Annotated in this window: 23 protein-coding genes and 1 tRNA gene; 15 read left to right on the forward strand and 9 right to left on the reverse strand. The window is 66.0% G+C overall.

What is annotated here, in order from left to right:
* The first annotated feature begins 33 nt into the window (after nucleotides 1-33).
* Nucleotides 34-987: a LysR substrate-binding domain-containing protein gene (locus tag IPU70_RS26720; RefSeq protein ID WP_207472193.1), complete on the forward strand. Its 954-nt coding sequence runs from the start codon at nucleotides 34-36 to the stop codon at nucleotides 985-987.
* A gap of 36 nt (nucleotides 988-1,023) precedes the next feature.
* Here the strand turns inward: IPU70_RS26720 and IPU70_RS26725 are convergent, their stop codons facing one another.
* The gene (locus IPU70_RS26725; RefSeq protein WP_242702714.1) at nucleotides 1,024-1,761 is read right to left on the reverse strand and encodes a helix-turn-helix transcriptional regulator; all 738 of its coding nucleotides are present in this window, start codon (nucleotides 1,759-1,761) and stop codon (nucleotides 1,024-1,026) included.
* A 169-nt stretch (nucleotides 1,762-1,930) separates the two neighbouring features.
* Between IPU70_RS26725 and IPU70_RS26730 the strand changes: the two genes are divergently transcribed.
* The 6 genes from IPU70_RS26730 (at nucleotide 1,931) to IPU70_RS26755 (ending at nucleotide 7,401) form a co-directional block, all read left to right on the forward strand.
* Nucleotides 1,931-3,583, forward strand: a complete 1,653-nt coding sequence (locus IPU70_RS26730; RefSeq protein ID WP_207472195.1) for an FAD-dependent monooxygenase — start codon at nucleotides 1,931-1,933, stop codon at nucleotides 3,581-3,583.
* Nucleotides 3,580-3,783, forward strand: coding sequence for a hypothetical protein (locus tag IPU70_RS26735; RefSeq protein ID WP_207472196.1), 204 nt, complete (start codon nucleotides 3,580-3,582; stop codon nucleotides 3,781-3,783). The genes IPU70_RS26730 and IPU70_RS26735 overlap by 4 nt, the downstream gene beginning before the upstream one ends.
* Nucleotides 3,784-3,813: 30 nt before the next feature.
* Entirely contained in the window at nucleotides 3,814-4,791 is a 978-nt protein-coding gene (locus IPU70_RS26740; protein ID WP_207472200.1) for a tripartite tricarboxylate transporter substrate binding protein, read from the forward strand.
* A gap of 65 nt (nucleotides 4,792-4,856) precedes the next feature.
* Nucleotides 4,857-5,834 carry a tripartite tricarboxylate transporter substrate binding protein gene (locus tag IPU70_RS26745; RefSeq protein WP_207472202.1) on the forward strand — a complete coding sequence of 326 codons (978 nt, stop codon included), beginning with the start codon at nucleotides 4,857-4,859 and terminating at the stop codon, nucleotides 5,832-5,834.
* Between the two features lie 8 nt (nucleotides 5,835-5,842).
* Nucleotides 5,843-6,385 carry a VOC family protein gene (locus IPU70_RS26750; protein ID WP_207472205.1) on the forward strand — a complete coding sequence of 181 codons (543 nt, stop codon included), beginning with the start codon at nucleotides 5,843-5,845 and terminating at the stop codon, nucleotides 6,383-6,385.
* Entirely contained in the window at nucleotides 6,382-7,401 is a 1,020-nt protein-coding gene (locus tag IPU70_RS26755) for a fumarylacetoacetate hydrolase family protein (protein ID WP_207472211.1), read from the forward strand. The genes IPU70_RS26750 and IPU70_RS26755 overlap by 4 nt, the downstream gene beginning before the upstream one ends.
* A 9-nt stretch (nucleotides 7,402-7,410) precedes the next feature.
* Here IPU70_RS26755 and IPU70_RS26760 read toward each other — a convergent pair whose 3' ends face one another.
* The 3 genes from IPU70_RS26760 to IPU70_RS26770 all read right to left on the reverse strand — a co-directional run bounded on the left by IPU70_RS26760 (nucleotide 7,411) and on the right by IPU70_RS26770 (nucleotide 8,664).
* Complete coding sequence (locus tag IPU70_RS26760; RefSeq protein ID WP_207472214.1) at nucleotides 7,411-7,698, reverse strand: MSHA biogenesis protein MshH; 288 nt, start codon at nucleotides 7,696-7,698, stop codon at nucleotides 7,411-7,413.
* Nucleotides 7,699-7,807: 109 nt separating this feature from the next.
* Entirely contained in the window at nucleotides 7,808-8,227 is a 420-nt protein-coding gene (locus tag IPU70_RS26765; protein ID WP_207472215.1) for a hypothetical protein, read from the reverse strand.
* Nucleotides 8,224-8,664 (reverse strand): Fur family transcriptional regulator, encoded by a 441-nt coding sequence (locus IPU70_RS26770; protein ID WP_207472217.1) that lies wholly within the window; start codon nucleotides 8,662-8,664, stop codon nucleotides 8,224-8,226. The genes IPU70_RS26765 and IPU70_RS26770 overlap by 4 nt, the downstream gene beginning before the upstream one ends.
* Before the next feature lie 103 nt (nucleotides 8,665-8,767).
* Here IPU70_RS26770 and IPU70_RS26775 point away from each other — a divergent pair, with 103 nt between their 5' ends.
* The gene (locus tag IPU70_RS26775; RefSeq protein ID WP_207472220.1) at nucleotides 8,768-9,550 is read left to right on the forward strand and encodes an AraC family transcriptional regulator; all 783 of its coding nucleotides are present in this window, start codon (nucleotides 8,768-8,770) and stop codon (nucleotides 9,548-9,550) included.
* Between the two features lie 186 nt (nucleotides 9,551-9,736).
* Nucleotides 9,737-10,600, forward strand: coding sequence for an alpha/beta fold hydrolase (locus IPU70_RS26780; RefSeq protein ID WP_207472222.1), 864 nt, complete (start codon nucleotides 9,737-9,739; stop codon nucleotides 10,598-10,600).
* 11 nt (nucleotides 10,601-10,611) lie between these two features.
* Here IPU70_RS26780 and IPU70_RS26785 read toward each other — a convergent pair whose 3' ends face one another.
* Complete coding sequence (locus tag IPU70_RS26785) at nucleotides 10,612-11,073, reverse strand: YkgJ family cysteine cluster protein (protein WP_207472224.1); 462 nt, start codon at nucleotides 11,071-11,073, stop codon at nucleotides 10,612-10,614.
* A gap of 239 nt (nucleotides 11,074-11,312) precedes the next feature.
* Between IPU70_RS26785 and IPU70_RS26790 the strand changes: the two genes are divergently transcribed.
* Nucleotides 11,313-11,918 (forward strand): DNA-3-methyladenine glycosylase I, encoded by a 606-nt coding sequence (locus IPU70_RS26790; RefSeq protein WP_207472226.1) that lies wholly within the window; start codon nucleotides 11,313-11,315, stop codon nucleotides 11,916-11,918.
* Between the two features lie 18 nt (nucleotides 11,919-11,936).
* On the opposite strand, the gene IPU70_RS26795 is transcribed toward IPU70_RS26790, so the two are convergent.
* Nucleotides 11,937-13,859: an LTA synthase family protein gene (locus IPU70_RS26795; RefSeq protein ID WP_207472228.1), complete on the reverse strand. Its 1,923-nt coding sequence runs from the start codon at nucleotides 13,857-13,859 to the stop codon at nucleotides 11,937-11,939.
* 347 nt (nucleotides 13,860-14,206) lie between these two features.
* Here IPU70_RS26795 and IPU70_RS26800 point away from each other — a divergent pair, with 347 nt between their 5' ends.
* A complete protein-coding gene (locus IPU70_RS26800; RefSeq protein WP_207472240.1) occupies nucleotides 14,207-16,294 on the forward strand; it encodes an AsmA family protein in 2,088 nt (695 codons plus the stop codon).
* 5 nt (nucleotides 16,295-16,299) lie between these two features.
* Here IPU70_RS26800 and IPU70_RS26805 read toward each other — a convergent pair whose 3' ends face one another.
* Together IPU70_RS26805 and IPU70_RS26810 are read right to left on the reverse strand one after the other, a co-directional pair.
* A complete protein-coding gene (locus tag IPU70_RS26805; protein ID WP_207472241.1) occupies nucleotides 16,300-17,889 on the reverse strand; it encodes a sensor domain-containing diguanylate cyclase in 1,590 nt (529 codons plus the stop codon).
* A gap of 11 nt (nucleotides 17,890-17,900) precedes the next feature.
* Nucleotides 17,901-18,545, reverse strand: a complete 645-nt coding sequence (locus tag IPU70_RS26810) for a TetR/AcrR family transcriptional regulator (RefSeq protein WP_207472243.1) — start codon at nucleotides 18,543-18,545, stop codon at nucleotides 17,901-17,903.
* Nucleotides 18,546-18,660: 115 nt separating this feature from the next.
* Between IPU70_RS26810 and IPU70_RS26815 the strand changes: the two genes are divergently transcribed.
* The 3 genes from IPU70_RS26815 (at nucleotide 18,661) to IPU70_RS26825 (ending at nucleotide 20,489) form a co-directional block, all read left to right on the forward strand.
* On the forward strand, nucleotides 18,661-19,407 hold the full coding sequence (locus IPU70_RS26815) for an SDR family NAD(P)-dependent oxidoreductase (RefSeq protein ID WP_207472245.1): 747 nt from the start codon (nucleotides 18,661-18,663) through the stop codon (nucleotides 19,405-19,407).
* Nucleotides 19,408-19,558: 151 nt separating this feature from the next.
* Nucleotides 19,559-19,634 (forward strand) — tRNA-Lys (locus IPU70_RS26820).
* Nucleotides 19,635-19,832: 198 nt separating this feature from the next.
* Nucleotides 19,833-20,489, forward strand: a complete 657-nt coding sequence (locus tag IPU70_RS26825) for an HAD family hydrolase (RefSeq protein WP_207472247.1) — start codon at nucleotides 19,833-19,835, stop codon at nucleotides 20,487-20,489.
* 51 nt (nucleotides 20,490-20,540) lie between these two features.
* Here the strand turns inward: IPU70_RS26825 and IPU70_RS26830 are convergent, their stop codons facing one another.
* Nucleotides 20,541-21,020: an Lrp/AsnC family transcriptional regulator gene (locus IPU70_RS26830; RefSeq protein ID WP_207472249.1), complete on the reverse strand. Its 480-nt coding sequence runs from the start codon at nucleotides 21,018-21,020 to the stop codon at nucleotides 20,541-20,543.
* Nucleotides 21,021-21,185: 165 nt separating this feature from the next.
* Here IPU70_RS26830 and IPU70_RS26835 point away from each other — a divergent pair, with 165 nt between their 5' ends.
* Nucleotides 21,186-21,980 carry an HpcH/HpaI aldolase/citrate lyase family protein gene (locus IPU70_RS26835; RefSeq protein WP_207472250.1) on the forward strand — a complete coding sequence of 265 codons (795 nt, stop codon included), beginning with the start codon at nucleotides 21,186-21,188 and terminating at the stop codon, nucleotides 21,978-21,980.
* Nucleotides 21,981-21,994 lie beyond the last annotated feature (14 nt).

Consider the following 21,994-nt stretch of genomic DNA (forward strand, 5'->3'; position numbering starts at 1 on the left):
TTATATCTCCACAAATCTCCTGGAGCCGAACGCATGAACCTACGTCAATTGCGCGCTTTCACGCTGATAGCCGAGCACGGCAGCATCCGCGCTGCGGCTCGTGCGCTCGCAGTGACCCAGCCTGCCGCGACACGCAGTTTGCGTGAACTTGAACAGAGCGTGGGCGTCGAGCTGGTACGCCGCAGCGTCAAGGGCGTGGAGCTGACCACCTACGGGGAAGCGCTGTACAAGCGGGCCATCGTCATCATGCAAGAGACTCGCCGGGCTCGCGAGGAAATCGGACAGATGCGCGATGGCGAGGGCGGCACGTTGAACTTGGCCGTGAGTTCGGCGGCGCTGGTGGTCGTGCCGGACGCGCTAGTCGCTTTTCGCGCACGCATGCCGCGCGTGGCGGTTTCGTTCAATGAGGTGGCGCCGCCCTATAGCCACGAGCAACTGGAGTTGGGCCGCTACGATTTTCTCGTGCAAACCGAGTACGACGGGGAGATCAGCGACGGCTTCGCCCACCGTCCGCTGTTCACGCTGCCGCTCGCGGTCGGTGCGCGCCTGGGCCACCCATTGCGCAGGGCGCGCAGCCTGGCGGAACTGCACGACGCGCCTTGGCTGGTGCCAGGCAACTCGGAAGCTCCCGCAAATCTGTTGAGGATGGCCTTCGCCGCGCATGGCCTACCCCTGCCGCGCGACACCATATCCTGTCATTCGGTGGCGGTTGCGTTGGCCATCATGGCCAAAAGCGAGGCGCTGGGCATTTTCGTGCGCCCATTGTTCGAGCACGATCTCCTGCCGTCGAACATGCGCATGATGGCATTGGCGCACGAGCTTCCCTCTGCCCGGATCTCGATCCTGGCGAGGAAGGAATCGCCGCCCACGCCAGCCGCCGAGTGCTTCATCGATTGCCTGATCGCCACCCGGGACGCCATGGCCACCTCCTGCAAGGAAGGCCACCCGATGCGCAAGAATCCGGTCTCATGGAGCCTGCAGGACTAGCCCGTCCATGACGGCAGCGGATATGCCGGGCGCGACTCAGCGCGCGGGCCTGCGCTTGGGTACGCTGGCGCCCAGCAACACCATGAGCTCCCGATGGTTGCGCACGCCCAGGTGCTGGAAGGCCCGGTAGCGATACGTCAGCGCGGTGGTCTCCGATACGCCCATTTCGCGCGCTGCCTCCCTGGTGGTCAGACCGTCCAGCACATGCGTGATCAGTTGCCGTTCGCGGCCCGATAGCTTGGTCATGAGCTGTACCTGCAGCGGCTGGTCGGCGGGCGCGCGCCGGGTCACCTGGACATGGCGCATGATGGCCGCCGCAAGCAGGGGGGCGTGCTGCGACATGCGCTCGAAATCCTTGGGGCCGTAGTCGGGATAGGAGAAATTCCGGTGCAGGCTGACCGCCACCCGATAGCCGTCGGGAAACACGGCCAGCAGCGACATGCGCTCGCGGATGCCGGGGTCGTCGTAGCAGACGCGGCGGTAGTGTGCATCGGCGACCTCCATGGCGAACTGGTGCCCGATCCAGAGTTGGCGCGCCTTGGCGGGTTTGCGCCTGGACAGCCAGATCATGTTTGAGTCCTGCTTGTCGAAGCCCAGGCGCATGTATTCGATGGCGGTCAAGGTCGCCACTTCGCCGATGGCGCTGGCGCTGGAAACGGCTTCGACGCGGCCGCTGCTGCGCAGCGCGAATACCGTGCAATGGCTGGCGGGCACCGTGGCGCCCAATGCGCCCAGCACCTCGGCGGCGAAGTTCTCGGCGCCGATTGCATTCATCAGCGCGACACTCAGATCCTGGCCGGGAGGCGGGGGGCGCGGTGGCAGTGGCAGCAGTTTCATAGCGGGTTAGCCTGTCCTGATTAATTAGGACATATTAACGAGTCCGCCCCAGCAGAATATGACGCAAGCCAATACGGTTGTTTGATGACACGATCAGGACTTGCGCATGCCCCTAGAAAGAATCGGACCCTTCGAGTACCGGCGCTTCCCGCCCTCGCTTCCCCCGCTCGCGCCGCCAGGCGAGGAGGCCCGGCATCATCGCGTGCTGATCGCAGGCGGTGGTCCGGTGGGGTTGGCGGCAGCGCTGGGATTGGCCAGGCTGGGCATAGACAGCGTCGTGATCGAGGCCGACGACTCGGTCTGCGAGGGCAGCCGCGCAGCCTGTATTTCGCGCCGCAGCCTGGAAATCCTGGAGCGCCTGGGCGTGGCGCCGGCCTTCATGGAAAAGGGCCTGGCCTGGACGCGGGGCCGCAGCTATTACGGCACCGAGGAAGTGCTGGTGTTCGACATGCCGTCGTCGCAGGGCGACAAGTACCCGCCGATGATCAATCTGCAGCAGTACTACATCGAACAGTTTCTGCTGGATGCCATCGACGAAATCAACCGCCGTTTCCCGGGACGGGTGGATATCCGCTGGGCCAGCAAGGTGACCGAATGCAGGCCCGACGCGGCCGGCGTGACGCTGCGGATCGAAAATCCGCTGGGAAGCTACGACACACGCGCCGATTGGCTGCTGGCCTGCGATGGCGGCCAGAGCTTCGTACGCGCCAGCCTGGGCCTGGAGCTGAAAGGTACCGGCTACCAAGGCCGCTATGCGATCGTCGATATCGAACTGGCGAGCGAGCATCCGGCAGAGCGCCGCGCCTGGTTCGATCCGCCCTGGGCGCGCGGAACCACCATATTGATGCACCGTCAGCCGGACAACATCTGGCGCGTGGACTACCAATTGAAGGCCGGCGCGGACGCTGCGCAAGCCTTGCAGCCAGACCCGGTGCGCGCCTTTGTGCAGACGCATCTGGATGCCATCGGCGAAGGGCATCTGCCGTGGGCGCCCGTGTGGACCTCGGTCTACCGCGCCGGCGCGATGACGCTGGATGCCTATCGTCATGGCCGCATCCTGTTCGCGGGCAACGCCGCGCATGCCATGCCGATTTTCGGCGTGCGCGGGCTGAACTCGGGCTTTGACGACGCCGACAACCTGGTCTGGAAGCTCGCAGCCGTGCTGGAAGGGAAAGGCACGGAAGCCCTGTTGGACAGCTATTGCAGCGAGCGGCGGCAGGCCTTCCACATCAACGCCGAGAACGCCATGCGCAGCACCGAATTCATGTCGCCGCCGCATCGGGGCTTCGATCTGATGCGCGAGGCAAGCTTGTCGCTGGCTGGCCGACATCCGGGGATTGCGCGCCTGGTCAATCCGCGGCAGACGCAAGCCCTGGCCTATGCGCATTCGCCACTGTCGACGGAAGACGAGGGCGGCGGCGCCTGGGCGCCTGGCGCGCCGTTGGTGGATCGCCAGACTGCGGACGGACAGTACCTGACCGATCTGCTGACGCCCGGGGGCTTTACTTTGCTGGCGTTTGCGGCATGGCCGGAGCAGGACGCGCTGGAAGCGATGACGGCCTCGGCGGCGTGGCAATTCCTGCCTTGCCGCTGCGTCGCGGTTGCGGCCCCGGACGCGATGCGGCCCGGGTCCGAGAGCGGCATGGCCTACCTTTTGCGGCCTGACGGCCATGTTTGCGGCCGATGGCGTTCGCCGTCGCTGGACACGGTGCTATCCGCCATCCAACGCGCCTGCGGCGTACAAGGAGCCATTCAATGATTGAAGACGCCGCGGTCCAGGATCGCCTCTACGCCCGTTGCAGCAACGCCATCGCTACCGCGGGGCGCGGACGCGAGTCCCTGTTTCTGGCACGCCTGGCCTTGCTGCTGTTCGAGCAGGTCCAGGACGAGCAGCGTTGCCTGGACGCCATCGAGCAAGCTTTGCGCGATTTGCCCCACCCTTCGCTTTCAGCCGATTGACCGGCGGCGACCATTCCCAAGGAGACGGACTTGAATCGACGCCATTTTCTTGACGCGTTGGCGGCGACGGCACTGGCCACCGTTGCGCCTCTGGCGCGAGCGCAGGACGGCTATCCCCAACAGCTCATCAAATGGGTGGTGCCGTTTTCCGCGGGCGGTGGCACCGACATCCTGGCGCGCGCGCTGGCCGAGGCCATGCGCGCGGGCTTGGGCCAACAGATCATCATCGATAACCGACCGGGCGCCGCGACCAATATCGGCGCGGAGTACGTCGCGCGGGCCAAACCGGACGGCTACACCGTTCTGTCGGCCGGCAGCGGGTTGCTGGCGTTCAACGAGCATCTGTTCAGGAAGCTGCCGTTCAGCCCGGAAATGGACTTTTCCTATATCGGCGCCATCGGCAAGTTTCCGCTGGTGCTGGTGGTGAATCCGGCGTTTCCCGCCGCGGACTTCAAGGCCTTCATGGCCCGTGTACAGGCAGCGCCGGGAGAGGTGAACTACGCCTCGCCCGGCAATGGCTCGTCGCATCATCTGGCCATGGAGCTGTTCCAGGGCCGCACCGGAACCCGCTTGACGCACGTGCCCTACCGTGGTGCCGCGCAGGCCATGCAGGACGTGATGGGAGGACAGGTGCCGGCGATGTTCCTGGATCTGGCCTCAGGGGCTGCCATCATCAAGGCTGCCAAGGTCAGGCCGCTGGCCATGGGCTCGCGGGCGCGTTCGCCGCTGCTGCCGGATGTGCCGACCCTGGCTGAGCTGGGCGTTCCCGATGCCGAAGTGTTTGCATTCCAGGGGTTGTTGGGGCCCGCGGGCCTGCCGGAGCCCGTTATCGCGCGCTTGAACCAGGAGTTGAACACGGCCTTGTCCAAGCCGGCAGTATTCAAAATGTTCACGGAGTTCGGGTTCGAGCCGCTGCCCGGCACTCCCGCGGAGTTCAAGGCGCTGGCTCGGGCCGAATCGGCCCGCTGGGGCGAGGTCATCCGCGCCAACAAGATCGCGCTCGATTGAGACAGTCGATGAACCAAGCCTATTCAGTCGGCTGACCGTCGACCACCATTCCAAAGGAGAAATACTTGAATCGACGCCATTTCCTCGAGGCGCTGGCGGCCACGGCCTTGACCGCCGCCGCACCGCTGGCCCGCGCCCAGGGCAAGTATCCAGACCAATTGATCAAGTGGGTGGTGCCGTATCCCGCAGGCGGCGGCACCGACAATCTTGCGCGCACGCTGGCGGAGTCCATGCGCGCCGCGTTGGGGCAGCAGATCATCATCGACAACCGGCCGGGCGCCGCGACCAACATTGGCGCGGAGCAGGTCGCGAACGCCAAGCCCGATGGCTATACCGTCATGTCGGCGGACAATGGCGTGTTGGCCTTCAACGAGCACCTGTTCCGGAAACTGGCTTTCAGTCCGGAAAAGGATTTCACCTACATCGGCGCCATCGGTAAGTTTCCGCTGGTGCTGGTGGTGCACCCGGCATTTCCCGCGGCGGACTTCAAAGCCTTCATGGCGCGCGTGCAGGCCGAGCCAGGCAAGGTGGACTATGCCTCGGTCGGCAACGGCTCGCCGCATCATCTGGCCATGGAGCTGTTCCAGAGCCGTACCGGGGCGCGCCTGACGCACGTGCCTTACCGCGGCGCCGCCCCGGCCATGCAGGACGTGATGGGCGGGCAGGTCCCGGTGATGTTCCTGGACCTGGCTTCAGGAGCATCCATCATCAAGGCCGGCAAGGTCAGGCCGCTGGCCATCGGTTCGCAGGTCCGTTCGCCGCTGCTGCCGGACGTGCCGACGCTGGCCGAGCTGGGGGTTCCGGACGCGGAGGTCTTCGCATTCCAAGGCATGCTCGGCCCCAAGGGCATGCCGGCGCCAGCGGTTGCGCGCCTGAACCAGGAACTGAACGCCGCCCTGGCCAACCCCAACGTGGTCAAGCGTTTTGCCGAGTTCGGCTTCGAACCCCTGCCTGGAACGCCCGATGAATTCAGGGCGCTGGCGCGCGCCGAATCGGCACGTTGGGGCGAAGTCATCCGCGCCAACAAAATCTCGCTCGATTGAGGAATCGTATGGACCAAACCGCCGCCCGTCCCGTGCAGGGACTGCATCATTTCGCCTGGCGCTGCCGGGATGCCGAGGAAACCCGGCGCTTTTACGAGGACTTGCTGGGATTGCCGCTGGTGCATGTCATCAAGAAGGACTCCGTACCCAGCACCGGGGAATTCTGCCCGTACGTGCATATATTTTTCCGCATGCGCGACGGCTCATGCATCGCGTTCTTCGACCTGGGCGACCAGACCGCGGCGCTGCCGTCGCCGAACACCCCAGGGTGGGTCAACCATATCGCCCTGCGGGTGCCGGAGCGCGACGATCTGCTTGCCATGAAAGCCAGGCTCGAAGCCCATGGCGTGGAGGTGGTCGGCGTCACGGATCACGACAGCTACATCGAATCGATCTACTTCTTCGATCCCAATGGCTTGCGGCTGGAGTTGACGGTCGAAGTGGCAGCGCCGGAAGTCGTGGAGGGTTACGTGCGCGAGGCCCGTGCGGCGCTGGACCTCTGGACTCGGGACAAGCCCGGTCTCGCGGCGGCGCAGGGGAGGCTGGCATGACGCAGGCGACTTTGCCATTGCGCGTGGCGACGCGCAGGAACGGTACGCGCGACGGGGAGCTGATGCTGGTGAGCGCTTGCGGGCAGCGCTGGGCATCCGCCGGGGCCGGCGCTGCCACGTTGCAGGCCCTGCTGGATGATTGGGATGCGCTGGCGCCGCCGCTCGCCCGTCGCAGCCAGGAACTCGACGCGACCGAGTGGGCCGGCGCCGGTGCGTTCGACGGAGGGCAGTGCATGGCCCCGCTGCCCCGGGCCTACCAGTGGGCGGATGCCTCGGTCTACCGGAATCATGCGCGGCTGATCTACCAGTGGCGCCGGGAGCCCATTCCGCCGCGCTACGAGGAGGAGCCGCTGGTGTACCAGGGCGGGTCGGATGTGATGCTCGGGCCGGAAGAACCCATCGTGGCGGTCGATGAGGCCCATCTGATCGACCTGGAAGCCGAGGTCGCGGTGATCACCAAGGACGTGCCCATGGGTGCCAGCGCGGCGCAGGCGGCTAGTCTTATTGCCCTGGTGGTCCTGCTCAACGACGTTTCCCTGCGCGGGCTGATCCCGGGCGAACTTTCCAAGGGTTTCGGCTTCTACCAGAGCAAGCCCGCGACCAGCTTCGCGCCCATCGCGGTGACGCCGGACGCGCTGGGCAGCGCCTGGAAGGACTGCATGCTGGACCTGCCCGTGCGTATAGAGATCAATGGCGAGCGTTTCGGCGAGCCCCATGCCAATAGCGAGATCGTCTTCAATTTCGCCCAGATCATCGCGCACCTGGCCAGGACGCGCAGCCTGGCGGCCGGCAGCATCGTCGGCGCGGGGACCATCAGCAATGCGGATCCTGCCGCGGGCAGCGCCTGCATCACCGAAGCGCGGGTCCGCGCCCAGCTCGACGGCATGCCTGAAGAGGGGCTGCCGCCCTATCTGCGGCGCGGCGACCGGGTCCGCATCTACGCGCGCGGGCCGGATGGCGGCGTGCCGTTCGGCGCCATCGACCAGCGCGTGGAAATCGCTGGGGGAGGGCGCTGACGGGGGATTTCAGGACAGGGTGCGCGCCGGCATGGCCGACAGATCGTGCAGGCTCAGGCCGCAGCTGCGGGCGCGTTCCGCCATCAATTCGCTATGCGCCAGGGCGCGCCGGCTTTCCTCCAGCAGCACGTCGAGCTGTTCCTGCAGGCTGGCCGCCATGGTCCAGGCGCGTTCGGCGAACAGGGCCGAGAAGCTGTCGGCGCAAGCCTTGCAGATGGCTGCGCCGTTCTTTTCGAGCAGCGGGGCGCCTTGCGCAAGCGTCGATTGGCAAAAAATGCAGGCGAGAGCGCGGTTCATGCAGGGCGGCCGGTCCTGAGGTTGGAGGGGCGCGCTACCCGGCGGGTACCAGCGCCATGACATCAATGGACTACGGCGCTGGCAGCCAACTCTTAAATCGACGGGCTCGTCAGTCCACGATGAAGCCCCCCGGACCCGACTGGCCCAGCAATTCGCGGGCGCATTGCGCGGCCTGGCCGACGGTGGCCACGGCCAGGAACGGCACGCCGAAGGCATGGGTCATTTTTTCGCCGCGCTTGCGGATCTTGTCCAGCGCCTGAGCGTCGCTCTCCACGGCGATGAACGCGCGGCAGCGCGCCTTCAGACGCGGCATGTTGGCGGTCTGCCATTCGATCATGGCCTTGCGGTCCGCCTGGCCGGCTTCCTGCCGCATGTCGGGCACGACCATGACGAAGCTCTGGGGGTTGTCCACCAGCATCTCCATTTCGCGTATCCAGCTGGCGGAATAGCCGTCGGGCGCGCCGCCATGCCGGGAAGTGACAATGGGAAACTGAGACAGGTCGTGGAAGAAAAACTGTTCTTGGTTCATTCGAATTCTCCGTGAGGAAGGGCGGCAGCGTCTTTGCTGCAGCCGCAGTGGCCGTAAAGCACCAGGCTGTAGGAATCCAGCAGGAAGCCGCTGCGCTTGGCGATCTTCCTGACCAACTGGCCCATGGCCGGGTCGCTGGACTCCAGGATCCGTCCGCAATCGGTGCAGACGAGGTGGTCGTGGTGTCCCTTGTCATTCAGCTCGTATACCGTGGTGTGGGCGTCGAGCTGAGTACGTTTGAGCAGGCCGGCGCCTTCAAGTTGCGTGATGACGCGATAAACCGTGGCCAGGCCGATGTTGCTGCTGTCCGAGAGCAGGTTGCGGTAAATGTCGGCCGGGCTCATGTGCAGGCCGGCGTGCTGATAGAAGAGGTCCAGGATCTTCATGCGCGGGAACGTGGCCTTGATGCCGGCGTGGCGCAATCTTGTGTGGTCCATGGGGGTTCTCCTTGCGGGGCTGATATCCAAGTGAGAATGATGTACATTTCCAACTGGATCCGCTCGCCGGAAACCGTCAACCTGTAGCTCAAACCTGCCAACCATGCTTCACGTGGCCGTTGCGCCCGCCCTGCCGGATGTATTGCTGACGCCGTTCAGCGTCCACGGGCGGCGCGAATCCAAAGGTATCGACGTGCCCTCTCATGTTCATGACGAGGGCATGCTGGTGCTGGTGCACGAGGGGCTGGTGGTGGTGCAGGCGGGCGCGCAGGTCTGGACGGTGATGCCGGGCAGCCTGGGCTGGATTCCGCCGGGCGTGCAGCATGGCGCGCGCTGGTTCGGCGAGGCGCGCGGCTCGTTCCTGTATGTGCGCCGCGATGCCTGCGGCCGGCTGCCGGACCGCTGCCGCTCCTGGCCTGCGTCCAGGTTGATCGAAGCCTTGATGGACCGCTTTACCTCGGTCCTGCCGAACACCGTGTTGTCTCCCGCCTACCAGGAGCAGTTGTTCGACGTGCTGCTGGAAGAGCTCAAGCAGCGCGAGCATGAGCCCGTGTTGCTGCCGATGCCTGTTGATGCGCGCTTGCAGGATCTTGCCAATACGCTGTTGGACCGGCCCGACGACACCGCCGGCATCGACGAATGGGCGCAGCGGCTGAACATGTCCTCGCGCACGCTGATGCGCCGTTTCCGCCAGGAAACCGGCGTCACGCTGGGACAGTGGCGCCAGCAGGCCCGCCTGCTGCGCGCCCTGGAGCTGCTGTGCCGCGGCGGCTCGGTCACCGAAGCTGGCCTGTCGGTGGGCTACGAGAGCACCAGCGCTTTCATCGGCAGCTTCCGCGCCGCATTTGGCATGACGCCCACGCGCTACCTGGCCGAACGCGAGTAGCGCAGTCCTCGAGGCAGGCTTTACGGATTTTCACGGTTCTCCGACAGTTTTGCCGATCTTCCCAGGCACCCCTTGCCTAGTATGACGCCAGGGTCGGACAGGACTTTTCGTCCTGCCCGCCATGCATCAGGGGTGTTTCATGAATGACTTGTTTTTTCTGGCGTTGCAGCCGGCCAGGAGCGCGCCGTGAGCCAGCAACGCGTCGGCGCGCTGCTCATCCACGGCTTGGGCGGCACCGAATTCGACATGGGCGCCATGCACAAGGTGCTGGCGCGCGCCGGGATCGAGCCTCACGGCGTGACTTTGCCCGGCCATGCCGGCTGTCCGGAAGACCTGCTTGATGTGCGGGTCGAGGACTGGATGGCGGTGGTTACGCAGCGCTATCGTGAACTTTGCGCGCAGTACGAGGTGCTGCACGTTATCGGGATGTGCCTGGGCGCCTTGCTGGCGGTGGAACTGTGCAAGCGCGAATCGCACACGCGGGGGGCGCTGGTGTCGCTGTCCGCGCCGGTGTTCCTGGATGGGTGGAGCACGCCCTGGTATCGGGCCTTGCGCTATCTGGTGTATCGCCTGCCGGGCGTGCCGCGCCGGATGCGGGTGCGCGAAGAGGATCCTTACGGCGTGAAGAGCGAGCTGGTGCGCGCTTTCATCAAGGCGGGCTTTGCCCGCGGCGACGGTTTCCACTACCAATGGGTGCCGCTGGCTTGCGTGCGCCAGGTGGACCGGCTGCGCGGCATGGTCCGGCGGGGGCTGGAGCGCATGCGCTGCCCGACATTGATCATGCACGCCGAAGAGGATGAGCTGACCAGTCCTCGTTCAGCCCGTTTCCTGGAGCGGCGCATTCCGGAGGCGACCGTGGTGATGTTGCAGGACAGCTACCACATGATCTGTGTGGATCAGGAACGCGAGCGCGTGATGCGCAACGTGCTGGGGTTTTTGGGCAAGGACCCGGACATCGTCCGGATGCGCAGACGTTCGCGCGTGCCTGACGCCGAGACCCATTCCGCGCCGGCCATGCTGGCGCAAGCCGGCCATTCCTGCGCGGGCTGAAAGCTGTCGCCTCAGGCCGCGGCGGGCTGGTTGGGGTGCATGGGGCCTTGCGGATCGTTCTCGGCGTCCGGCCGCGGCGGCACCGGGGACAGCCCCAGCGTCAGCCGCAGACGTTGGCAATCGGGGTTGGGCGAACCGTCGGGCATCCAGATGTCGAATTCCCGGCAAGGCGTGGGGCGGTTCTCGTAGATGGCGCAATGGATGCCGGGCTGGCCGAGTTCGCCGCGCAGCGAGATGCAGCGGCCGCCGCCCGTTTCCGTACCCTTCATGCAGGCGCGCAGCGGGCTCATCTGGGTGACCAGTTCCACCGGCACATGGCCGCCGTTTTCGCCAGCCAGCTCGCCGCAATAGAACGACACCCTGAAATGCGCGCAGCATGCCCCGCAGTCCAGACAGGGGTTGGCGGCCGGATCGTCGCCTGCCAGGACGGCGGGGGAGACGAAGGAGATGAGCGAGGACTCTAGCAGGGACATGGAGCGCGGAAGGCTGTAAACCTGTCGAGGCCCCGGCAAACTCGCAAAACGGGCCGCGTCGATACGGGCCTCCGTACAGCGCCGGGGGCGCGCGCGGACAGGGCCGGCGCGGGATCAGGGCTGCAAATATTAGCTGGATATGATTGGCGGCCGCCATGGTTTTTTTGCCTTGGCATGGTCTTTTATCGGGGACGTTGCTGCGGTAGCATCGGGTGCCCGATACCGGCCAGGAGCCTGCCTTGAACCCCAAAACCGAATCCCCCGACGGCCTGGTCCGTTGCGGCTGGGTGGACACGTCCGCCGAGTACATGGCCTACCACGACACCGAGTGGGGCTACCCCGAGAGCGACGACCGCGCACTGTTCGAGCAGCTCTGCCTGGAGGGATTCCAGTCGGGCTTGAGCTGGCGCACCATCTTGTCCAAGCGCGACGCATTCCGTCGCGGCTTCGCCAACTTCGAGCCCGACAAGGTGGCGCGCTTCGGCGAAAAAGAAGTGCTTAGGCTGCTGGCCGACGCTGGCATCGTGCGCCATCGCGGCAAGATCGAAGCCGTCATCAACAACGCCGCCCGCGCGCTGGAGATGATCGAGCGCGAAGGTTCGTTGGGCGCCTATCTGTGGCGCTTCGAAGCGCCGAAAGGGGCGTCGTCCACGCTCGGCGCCTCGACCTCGGCGCAATCCGAGGCCCTGTCCAAGGCGCTGAAGAAGCTGGGCTGGAAGTTCGTCGGGCCCACCACGGTCTACGCCTTCATGCAATCAGTGGGCATGGTGAATGACCATAGCCCCGATTGCCATTGCCACGCCGCCAGCGAAAAGGCCCGCAAGGCGTTCAAGCGACCGGCGTAGCGGCCGCCGGGCGGAGGGTCAGGCGGCGGATTTTTCGCCGGAGCCGGACGATTCGACAGCCTGATCTGGCAGGCTGTAGCGGCCTTCGCGATAGGCCCAGCTGGGCCACAGCGCATGCGCCAGCGCCTCGGCGGCCAGGTCCGGATCCAGCGGCATGGGCGCGTACTCCTCGGGCGCCGTATAGCGGTACTGCAGCGGCGTCTTGTTGGGCGCCATCACCAGCAGCTCGTTTTCCTTCAGGTAGCCGTAGGTGCTGTCGTATTGCATGATGGCCCGGCCCGGTGTGCTGCGGGTGAGGTCATGGCCGAGCATCGGATGTTCGGTGTCCACGCCTATCAGCGACAGCAGGGTCGGCGCCAGGTCGATCTGGCTGATCAGGCGGTCGTCGCGTCGCGGCTCGATGCCGGCGCCCAGGATCACGGCTGGAATGTGGAAGTGGCGCACGGGCACCAGGCTGGCGCCGAAGACGCGGGAATCATGGTCGGCGGCCACCAGGAACACGGTGTTTTCCCAGTAGGGCGAGGCCTTGGCGCGTTCGAAGAAGCGGCCTAGCGCCCAGTCGGCGTAGCGCACGGTGTTTTCCACGGTGGCCGGATTGCCGTCGGTCTGGATGCGGCCCGCCGGGTACTCCCAGGGCGAATGGTTGGACACGCTGAAGGCGAGCGTGAAGGTGGGTTGATCGCCGTCTTCGCGCAGCAGCCGGTCCAGCTGGTTGAACATGTCCTCGTCCGAGGCGCCCCAAGTGCCGACGAAGGCCGGATCCACGAAGTCGGAGCGGTCCACGATCTGCTTGAAACCGTTCCCCAGGAAGAAGCCCTTCATATTGTCGAAGTGCGATTCGCCGCCATAGATGAAGCGCGAGTGATAGCCATGGCGTCCGAGCAGGTCGGCCAGCGAGAAGAAGCCGCGCTGCGAGCGCGGCAGCTTCAGCACCGCCTGGGCAGGAGTGGGCAGAAAGCCGGTGACCACCGCTTCCAGTCCGCGCACCGAGCGGGTGCCGGTGGCGTAGGCGCGGGTGAAGGTCCAGGCCTCGCGCGCCAGGGCGTCCAGCTCTGGCGTCAGGTCGGCGCCGCCCAGGCCGGCGCAATACTGCGCGCCCAGGCTTTCTTCCAGGATGATCACCAGATTGAGCGGTCGCGCCGTCTTGCGGCTGGCCGGCTGGCGGTGCAGGCTGGGGTAGTCCGGGTTGACGGGCGGGTTGGGCAGGCCGGCCTGCGCCAGCACCAGCCCGTGCATCTTGTCGTCGTCCATGCCGCCGTACACGGCCGAGGCGGACTTTTCATTCTTCATGCTGTAGACGGCGTAGAACACGTTGTAGAGCGAGTTCAGCGCCAGCGTGTTGAGCATGCCGTCCGAGCTGTAGGCGACCGAGGACGGGTTGATGGGGCGATGGCCCAGCGTGCCGCGGATGGCGAGGATGACGATGGCCAGGATCGCCAGGCTGGCCAGCGGCATCTGCCACCAGCTCAGCGGCGCGTCGGGCTGGGCGTGGCCGAACAGGCCGTAGGCGCCCCAGCCGATCAGCGCCACGACCGCCAGGCCGCCCACCAGCGCGCCCTTGTAGCCGCGCCAAAGCATGCCGGAAACTTCGCGGGGATGCTTCAGGTATTCGACGAACAGGCGGTTGGGGCGGGAGTCGTATTCGATGATGAAGGGTGGCGTGGCCACTTCCAGGAAGGCCAGCAGTATGAACGCGACCAGGTACCAGTAGCCGGCCAGGGTGGCGGCCAGCGGGATGTGGCCGAATAGAGGCGACAGCACGGCCGGCAGCGCCGCCAGCACGGCGATCTGGTGCGCGTCGATGCGCAGTCCGCCCAGCAGCAGGGGGATCAGCCCTCCAGCGTCGCGCACGCGCTTGGACTGCCAGGCGGCCAGTGCCAGGCGGCTGAGCGTCAGCAGCGCAAACGCCGCCACCACGAAAATCAAGGTCGAATGCCGCATCGGGCCTCCAGGTTGTTCTGCTGCCCGATCCGATGGGCCGGGGTCTGTCGTTCAGGCATTTGAGCGGCGCCGGCGTCGAAAATTCGATAGGGCGCCGGTGCTCGGGTCACATTTCGCAGCGCGGAGCCATTTCGTTTTGTAACTGGCCGCTGCGGGGCCAGGCACGCGCCATGCTGGGCACCCCCCGGGGCAACGCGTGCCGCGCGGCTTCGCGGGGACGCCGAGCCTGGAAAAATCCGCACACATTATGGGGCCGGCAACGCCGGACCAGGCCGCGGGCCGCGATACCCTTGGAGGTAACAGGAGCCGGCAGCGGTACGCCGGCCGCAATGCCAAGGATAATAACCATGACGCGCTCTGGAAAAATAGCGATCGGGATTGTAGGGGGAGCGGCGCTCCTCGTGGCGGTACTGGTGGTGGTGATTGCCACCTTCGACTGGAACCGCGCCAAGCCCTTCATCAACGAGCGGGCCAGCGCCGCGATCGGACGCCCCTTCGCCATTAACGGCGATCTCAGCGTCGAATGGGGGCGCGAGCCCGACGAGGGCGGCTGGCGCGCCTGGGTGCCATGGCCGCACATCGTCGCCAACGACATATCGGTGGGCAACGCGCCCTGGGCCAAGGCGCCGCAGTTCGCGACCCTCAAGCGCGGGGAACTCAGCCTGGCGCTTCTGCCGCTGCTGGGCCAGCGCGTCGTGATCCGCCGCATCCAGCTGACCGAACCCGCCGCCGACCTGGAGCGGCTGGCCGACGGCCGCGCCAACTGGGAGTTCACCCTGCCGGAAACCGGCGAACCGTCGCCCTGGGTGCTGGACATTAACGAGATCGGCTTCGACAAGGGGCGCGTGGGCCTGGTGGACCAGGTCCTCAAGGCGGACCTGACCGTGCTGGTGGATCCCCTGGGCAAGCCGGTGCCGTTCGCGGACGTGGCCGGCGCAACCTTCGCGGCGGAAGAGGGCGGCGCCGCGCCCTCGCCGCGCGATTATGTGTTCGGCTGGAAGCTGGACGGCAAGTACAAGGGCCTGGCTACCAAGGGCGAAGGCAAGGTCGGCGGCATGCTGGCCCTGCAGGACGCCAGCCAACCCTTTCCGGTGCAGGCGGACGTGGCTATCGGCGGCACCCGGGCGTCGGTGGCTGGCACCCTGACCGACCCGGTCAACCTTGGCGCGCTGGACCTGCGGCTGAAGCTGTCGGGCGCATCCATGGCGCAGTTGTATCCGCTGACCGGGGTCACCCTGCCGGACACGCCGCCGTATTCCACCGACGGCCATCTGGTGGCCAAGCTGCGCAATCCCGGCGGCGCGGTGTTCGACTACAAGGGCTTCAACGGCAAGGTGGGCAATAGCGATCTGCATGGCGACATCAGCTTTGCGCTGGGCATGCCGCGGCCCAAGTTGACCGGCAAGCTCTCCTCCAAGCAGTTGCGCATGGAGGACTTGGGGCCGCTGATCGGCGTGCCGTCGGGCAAGGTCGCGGGTGCGGCAACGGACCAGGCCAAGGATGCGCCGGCCAAACCCAAGGGCGGCAAGGTGCTGCCTACCCAGGCCTTCCGTACCGACCGTTGGCGCGACATGGACGCCGACGTCTCGCTGGATGCGGGCCGCATCGTGCACGACAGCAAGCTGCCGCTGTCGGACCTGTCCGTGCATCTGGTGCTGCAGGACGGCAAGCTGGCCCTGGAGCCCCTGCGCTTCGGGATGGCCGGGGGCAACATCAACTCCACCATACGGCTCGATGGCTCCGGCGCTACCCTGACCGGTCGGGTCGACATCAGCGCGCGCCGCCTGCGGCTCAAGCAGCTCTTCCCTGCTACCGCCGCCATGCAGAAAACGCTGGGCGAGCTGAATGGAGACATGGCGGTGAGCGGCGCGGGGAACTCGGTGGCTGCCTTGCTGGGCACGGCGACCGGCGACGTGAAGATGCTGGTCAACGACGGCGTCATCAGCCGCAGCCTGATGGAGATCGCGGGGCTCAACGTCGGCAACTACGTCGTTTCCAAGCTGTTTGGCGACGACGAGGTGAAGATCAATTGCGGCGCGGCCGACCTGGAAATGAAGAGCGGCGTGATGACGCCGCGGGTATTCGTGTTCGATACCGAAAACGCACTTATCAGCATCACCGGCACGGCCGACTTCAAGAACGAGAAGCTGGACATGGACATTACGCCGGACAGCAAGGGTTTCCGTATTTTTTCGCTGCGCTCCCCCTTGTACGTCCGCGGCACCTTTGGCTCGCCGGACGTGGGCGTGCATGTGTTGCCCCTGGCGGCGCGCGGCGCGGGCATGGTCGCCTTGGGGGTGTTGCTGACGCCGGCTGCCGGTCTGCTGGCGCTGGTGGCGCCCAGCACCACGGACGAGAACGCCTGCGGCCCCTTGCTTGAACAGATGCGCAAGCCGCCCAAGGCGCCCGCGCCCGCCACGGCGAAGGGCAAATAGGCGACTCAGCCCGGCGACGCCATGCGTGCGCCGGCCTGGACGTTGTCGTCCGCGACGCAGACCGCGTTGCGGCCATGGTTCTTGGCGTAATAGAGGGCCTGGTCGGCGCGTTGCAGGACGGTGTCCAGCGTAGTGCCGTGTTCCGGGTAGGCCGCGATGCCAGCGGAAATGGTGATGGGCGCGGCGACGGCGCCGGGCTCGGCGGCCATGCGTAGGCGCAGCCGCTCCACCAGTCCGATGGCGGCCTCCAGCGGCGCGCCGGGCAGCAGCATGACGAACTCTTCGCCGCCGGCGCGCGCCAGGGTGTCGCCGCTGCGCGACCCTTCGCTCATCAATTGCGCCAGCTCCTGCAGCGCGCGGTCGCCCGCCGCGTGGCCGTAGCGATCATTGATGCTTTTGAAATGATCGATATCGATGGCTACGATTGCCACTGGCTGGCCCTCGGCCTGCAGCAGCGCCAACGCCTCATCCAGGCCGCGCCGGTTCAAGAGGCCGGTCAAGGTGTCCGTGGTGGTCTCGCGGCGCAGGTCGCGGATCTTGTGGTGGATCGACGCCAGTCCCATCAGCAGCGCGCGCTTGAGTTGCGCGGCTTCGAAGTACCACGAGCGCACATGGCGGATGCGGTCCGCCGAGTCCGGGTTCTGCATGTGCTTGGCGATGCTGGCCAGTTCCCCCAGCGGCCGGGCGATCCAGCGCGACAGCAGCCAGATGGACGCCACCGAAAGCAGCAGCAGCGGCAAGGTGTGGCGGGCCGTCGCCAACAGCAGATCGCTCAACGGCTGCAAGGTGGCGTCCAAGGGGCGTTGCGCGATGATGCTCCAGCCCATGCTGGGTACGGGGGCATAACCTGCCAGCATCTCGCGGCCGTGTTCGTCGGCATAGCCCATTTCGCCGGTTTCGCCGCGCAGGGCCGAGGCGAAGGCGCCGGGATTGGACACGATTAGTCCCAGGCGGCCGCGGTCAGGGTGATAGATCAACGCGCCGTTGCGATCGACGACGTACAGCGATGACTCGCCAACGTAGAAGTGCTGGCCCAGCAGATGGTCCAGCACGTTGTGCTCATGCAGGTAAAGCGTGCCGCCGAGAAAGCCGAGATAGCGGTCGTCGCCCGAGAAAATGGGATGGGTGTACAGGATCATCCAGCGCTGGTCGCGGCCCTGGAAGGGGGCGCTGACGGTCGGGCGCTGGAGGGCCAGCGCATTTATGGCGGCGTCGCTGCGCGCCTGTTGGCCCAGCAATTCATGGTCCGAGGTCGAGGCTGCCAACACCTTGCCTTGTGGTGACACGACAAAGGTGGAATTGAAATGGCCGAGTTGCCGCTCCTGCCGCTGCGTCTCCGCCGCCATGTGTTCCGGATGGGTTTCCATGTCGGCCAGCATTTCGGCGCTGTACCCCAGGTAGCGCCTCAGGTCGGTCAGGAACACGTCGGTGGCGGAAGCCAGTTTGGAGGCATAGGCCCGGTTGAGTTCCAGCGCGTTGTGCAGCAGGAGGTCGCGCTGCACCAGATAGCTGGCGTGCAGGCTGCCCACCAGTGCGAGGGCGACCGAAAAGAGACAGATCCACAGGATGAGGCGCCGCAGATTGATCCGGAACATGACGCTATCCGTCAGGCGCGGACCCGGCCCGGCGGCAAGCCGGAGGGAGGCACGCTCCCGGTCAGCGCATCCCAGGCGCACATCGCCTGCCTGGCCACGGCTTGCAAGGTCTTGCGGCTGGCGCCGTCGCGCGCCTGGATCGACATGCCGTGCAGCACGGTGGTGTAGAAGGCGGCCAGGCTCTTGAGGTCGGCGCCGGCCGGCAGCTCGCCCTCGGATGCACCGGCATTGAGGCGGGCCAGGATGCGGCTTTGCATTTCACGGCGGTTGTCGCCCAGGAAATCGCCCACGCCGGTCTGATTCATGCAGCCTGCCGGCGCGCCCAGCACGATCATGCAGCCAGACGGCGTGCCGGGAGCGGTAAAGCGTTCCGCGGATGCCAGCAGCATGGACAGGATGGCTTCGCGGGCGGTGGGCGCGTCTTGCAGCGCGCGCCGCGTCGAACCGCCCTCGGTTTCGCGGTAGAGCTCAACCGCTTCGCGGAATAGTCCTTCCTTTGAGCCGAATGCGCCATAGAGGCTGGGCGAATTGATGCCCATCGCCGCCGTGAGGTCGGTCAGCGAAGCTCCGTCATATCCCTTCGACCAGAAGACGTCCATGGCCTTGTGCAAGGCCTGGGCCCGGTCGAAGTTCCGGGGGCGCCCACGTTCTGCCATGGGCGTGATTTTACCCGTCTGGGATTTTTGTGGTGATCGATAAAAAAATAGTTGACGCGTGTCGATCGACTCGGCGAATATATTTGTACTGATCACTACAAATATAGGTGTACCAATGTCGAATCTGACTGGAAAAGTTGTTCTTGTTACCGGCGGCAGCCGGGGTATCGGCGCCGCCATCGCGCGCCGCCTGGCGGCTGATGGAGCCGACGTGGCCTTCACCTACGTGAGCGCGTCCTCGGCCGCCGCTGCGCAGGCGCTGGTGCGCGAACTGTCCGTGGACGGGCGCCGCGCGTTGGCTATCCAGGCGGACGCGGCGGATACCGCCGCAGTCCGGGGAGCGGTCGAACAGGCCATTGCCCAACTGGGGCCCATCGACGTGCTGGTCAACAATGCCGGCATCTTCCTCACCGGCGCGATCGGCGAGACCAGCCTCGACGACTACGAGCGCACCATGGACATCAACGTGCGCGCACCCTTCGTCGCCATCCAGGCGGCGCAGGCGTCCATGCCGGACGGCGGCCGCATCATCAACATCGGCAGCTGCCTGGCCGGCCGCGCCGGCCGCGCCGGCGTCGCGCTGTATGCCGCCAGCAAGTCCGCGCTGGTCGGCCTGACCCAGGGCCTGGCGCGCGACCTGGGCGCACGCGGTATCACCGCCAATGTGGTGCACCCCGGCCCCATCGACACCGACATGAATCCCGCCGACGGCGCGCATGCGGCAGACCTGGTGGCTGTGCTGTCCCTGCCGCACTACGGCGAAGCCCGCGACATCGCCGGGATGGTGGCGTTCCTGGCCGGGCCGGAAGGGCGCTACGTCACGGGCGCGAGCTTGTCGGTGGACGGCGGCTACGCCGCTTGATGCGGCCTGTTTGAAAGTTTTCTCGGGGCGACTTGCACAAACCAAAAAAGCTGCATATAATCTTGCTTCTTCGCACTACACACATAACGAAACGCAGCGGTAGCGGACTAAAAAACGCGCAGCAAAGCGGACGAGACTGAGTGAAGTTGCAGGGCTGTTAGCTCAGTTGGTAGAGCAGCGGACTCTTAATCCGTAGGTCGAGTGTTCGAGCCACTCACAGCCCACCAGAATTCCCAAAGGCCGTTGACGTCACCGTCAACGGCCTTTGTTTTTTCTGTTCAAGCCCGCGAAGCCGCAGCCTGTCTACAGGCTTGCCGCTGGCAGATATGGTTAAGCCCGGACTTAACTCAGGGTAAATGCAGGCTGAACCACAGCGGGTTCCTGGCTCTTTATAGTGGCTCCATCGCCACCTGAGAGAGTCACGCATGTCCAGTCTTGCTGTTGCGCCCGCCTATCCCCAGGCCGTGCTGTTCGACCTGCTTACCGCCTTGCTCGATTCCTGGACCGTATGGAACCGCGCCGCCGGCTCCGAGGCTGCTGGCCGAGCCTGGCGCGCGGAGTACCTGCGCCGCACCTATGGCTGCGGCGCCTATCAACCCTATGAGCGCCTGGTGCAGGAGGCCGCGTCCGCGGTCGGCCTGCCGGCGGATGCGCCGGCCGCGCTGGAGGCGGGCTGGGACGAACTGCCCGCATGGGACGGTGCCCGAGAACTGTTGCAGGCCTTGCGGCCGCATTGCCGCCTGGCCGTGGTCACCAACTGTTCCGCCCGCCTGGGGCGGCGCGCCGCCGGCTTGCTGGGGGTGGATTGGGACGTGGTGGTGACGTCGGAGGAAGCAGGTTTCTACAAGCCCGATCCGCGCCCCTATGAACTGGCATTGGCGCAATTGCAGGTGCAGCCCTCCCAGGCCGCATTCGTCGCCGGGTCCGGTTATGACATGTTCGGCACCAGCAAGGTGGGCCTGCGCACGTATTGGCACAATCGGGTGGGACTGACGCTGCCCGAAGGTGCGGCGCAGCCTGAAGTGGAGTCCCCCAGGCTGGATGCGGCGCTGCCCTGGCTGGAACGGTTCGGCAAACGCTGACGGCGAGCAATCCCTGCCGGCACGCCGCGCTTGGCCGGCCTGTTCCCGGCATCATCCCGCCGACAGGGTAATCGCATCCCCCAATCCTTTGACCTCCTTCAGCACGAAGGAGGTGTAGACCTCCTTCACGCCCGGCAAGGCGCCAAGCACGTAGCGCGCCAGATCGCCGAAGGCGTCCAAATCGCGGGCGATCACCGTCAACTGGTGATCGTAGCGGCCCGACACGCAATGGCAGGTCAGTACTTCCGGCACGTCCTTGATGGCGTCCTCGAACGCCTTGACGTGCTCCGCACCCTTCATGTCCAGCGAAATCCAGACGAACGCGGTCACGCCGAAGCCCAGCTTCTTGACGTCGACTTCGGCCCGGTAGCCGCGGATCACGCCCTCGTCTTCCAGGCGCTTGACGCGCCGCCAGCAAGGGGAGGGCGTGAGCGAAACGCGTTCGGCCAGATCGGCGCTGGACAGCCGTCCGTCGACCTGCAAGGCGGCTAGGATCTGCAGGTCTGTGGGGTCGAAATTCTTGTTTTGCACGATTGTTCCAAGAAATTCAGGGTTTTGCTAATTTCAATCCAAAATATTACACATTAGCGTCAAAAATTCGGAAATATTCGCGATTCGGCTCCGGTATCTTTGTTTGGCTGTTTGAGGGGGCGTCGACATGATGAATGCTCCCTGTTTGAACACTATGGAGCAGACATGAAAGATTCGAATCCGATACGCAAGGCGCTCTTGGCCCTGGAGCCTTCCGAGGGCTGTTGGCTGACTTTGGCGAGTCCGGCGGTGGCCGAGGCGATTGCGCATTGCGGCTTCGATTGGCTGGTCGTCGACATGGAGCATGCGCCCAATGATGTGGCGGGTCTGACGGCGCAGTTGCAGGCCATCGATGCGGCGCGCGCGCATGGCGCGGCGGCGTATCCGATCGTGCGCGTGACGGTGAACGACACGGCGCTGGTCAAGCGCGCCATGGACTGCGGCGCCAAGACGATCATTTTCCCGAACATCGACACGGTCGAGGACGCGCGCCGCGCCATCGCGGCCATGCGCTTTCCTTTCGAGGGCAATGGCGGCGTGCGCGGGGTGGCGGGACTGGTGCGGGCCGGCATGTACGGGCAGGACCCGTCCTACGTCAAGCTGGCCAATGAGCAGGCCTGCGCGATCCTGCAGATCGAATCGGCGCAAGCGGTGCGCAACGTGGAAGCCATTGCCGCCCTGCCTGGGGCGGATTGCCTGTTCGTCGGCACGGCCGATCTGGCGGCCAGCCTGGGCCGTCTGGGCGACATGGCCCACGCCGAGCTGCGCGAGGCCGTGGGCCGCGTGATCGAGGCCGGCAAGGCGGCGGGCAAGGCGGTCGGTATTTTCGCCAATGATCCCGAAGAGGCGGCGCGCTACCGCAAGCTGGGCGTGCAGTTCATCGCCTTGCACTCCGACGTGGCCTGGCTGGCCCGCGGCGCCCGCCAGGCGCGCGCGCAGTTCGACGCGGCGTGCCGCTGAGCGGGCGGCGCGAT

It is taken from the genome of Achromobacter sp. SD115, assembly GCF_017355315.1.
Taxonomy (GTDB): domain Bacteria; phylum Pseudomonadota; class Gammaproteobacteria; order Burkholderiales; family Burkholderiaceae_B; genus Achromobacter; species Achromobacter xylosoxidans_B.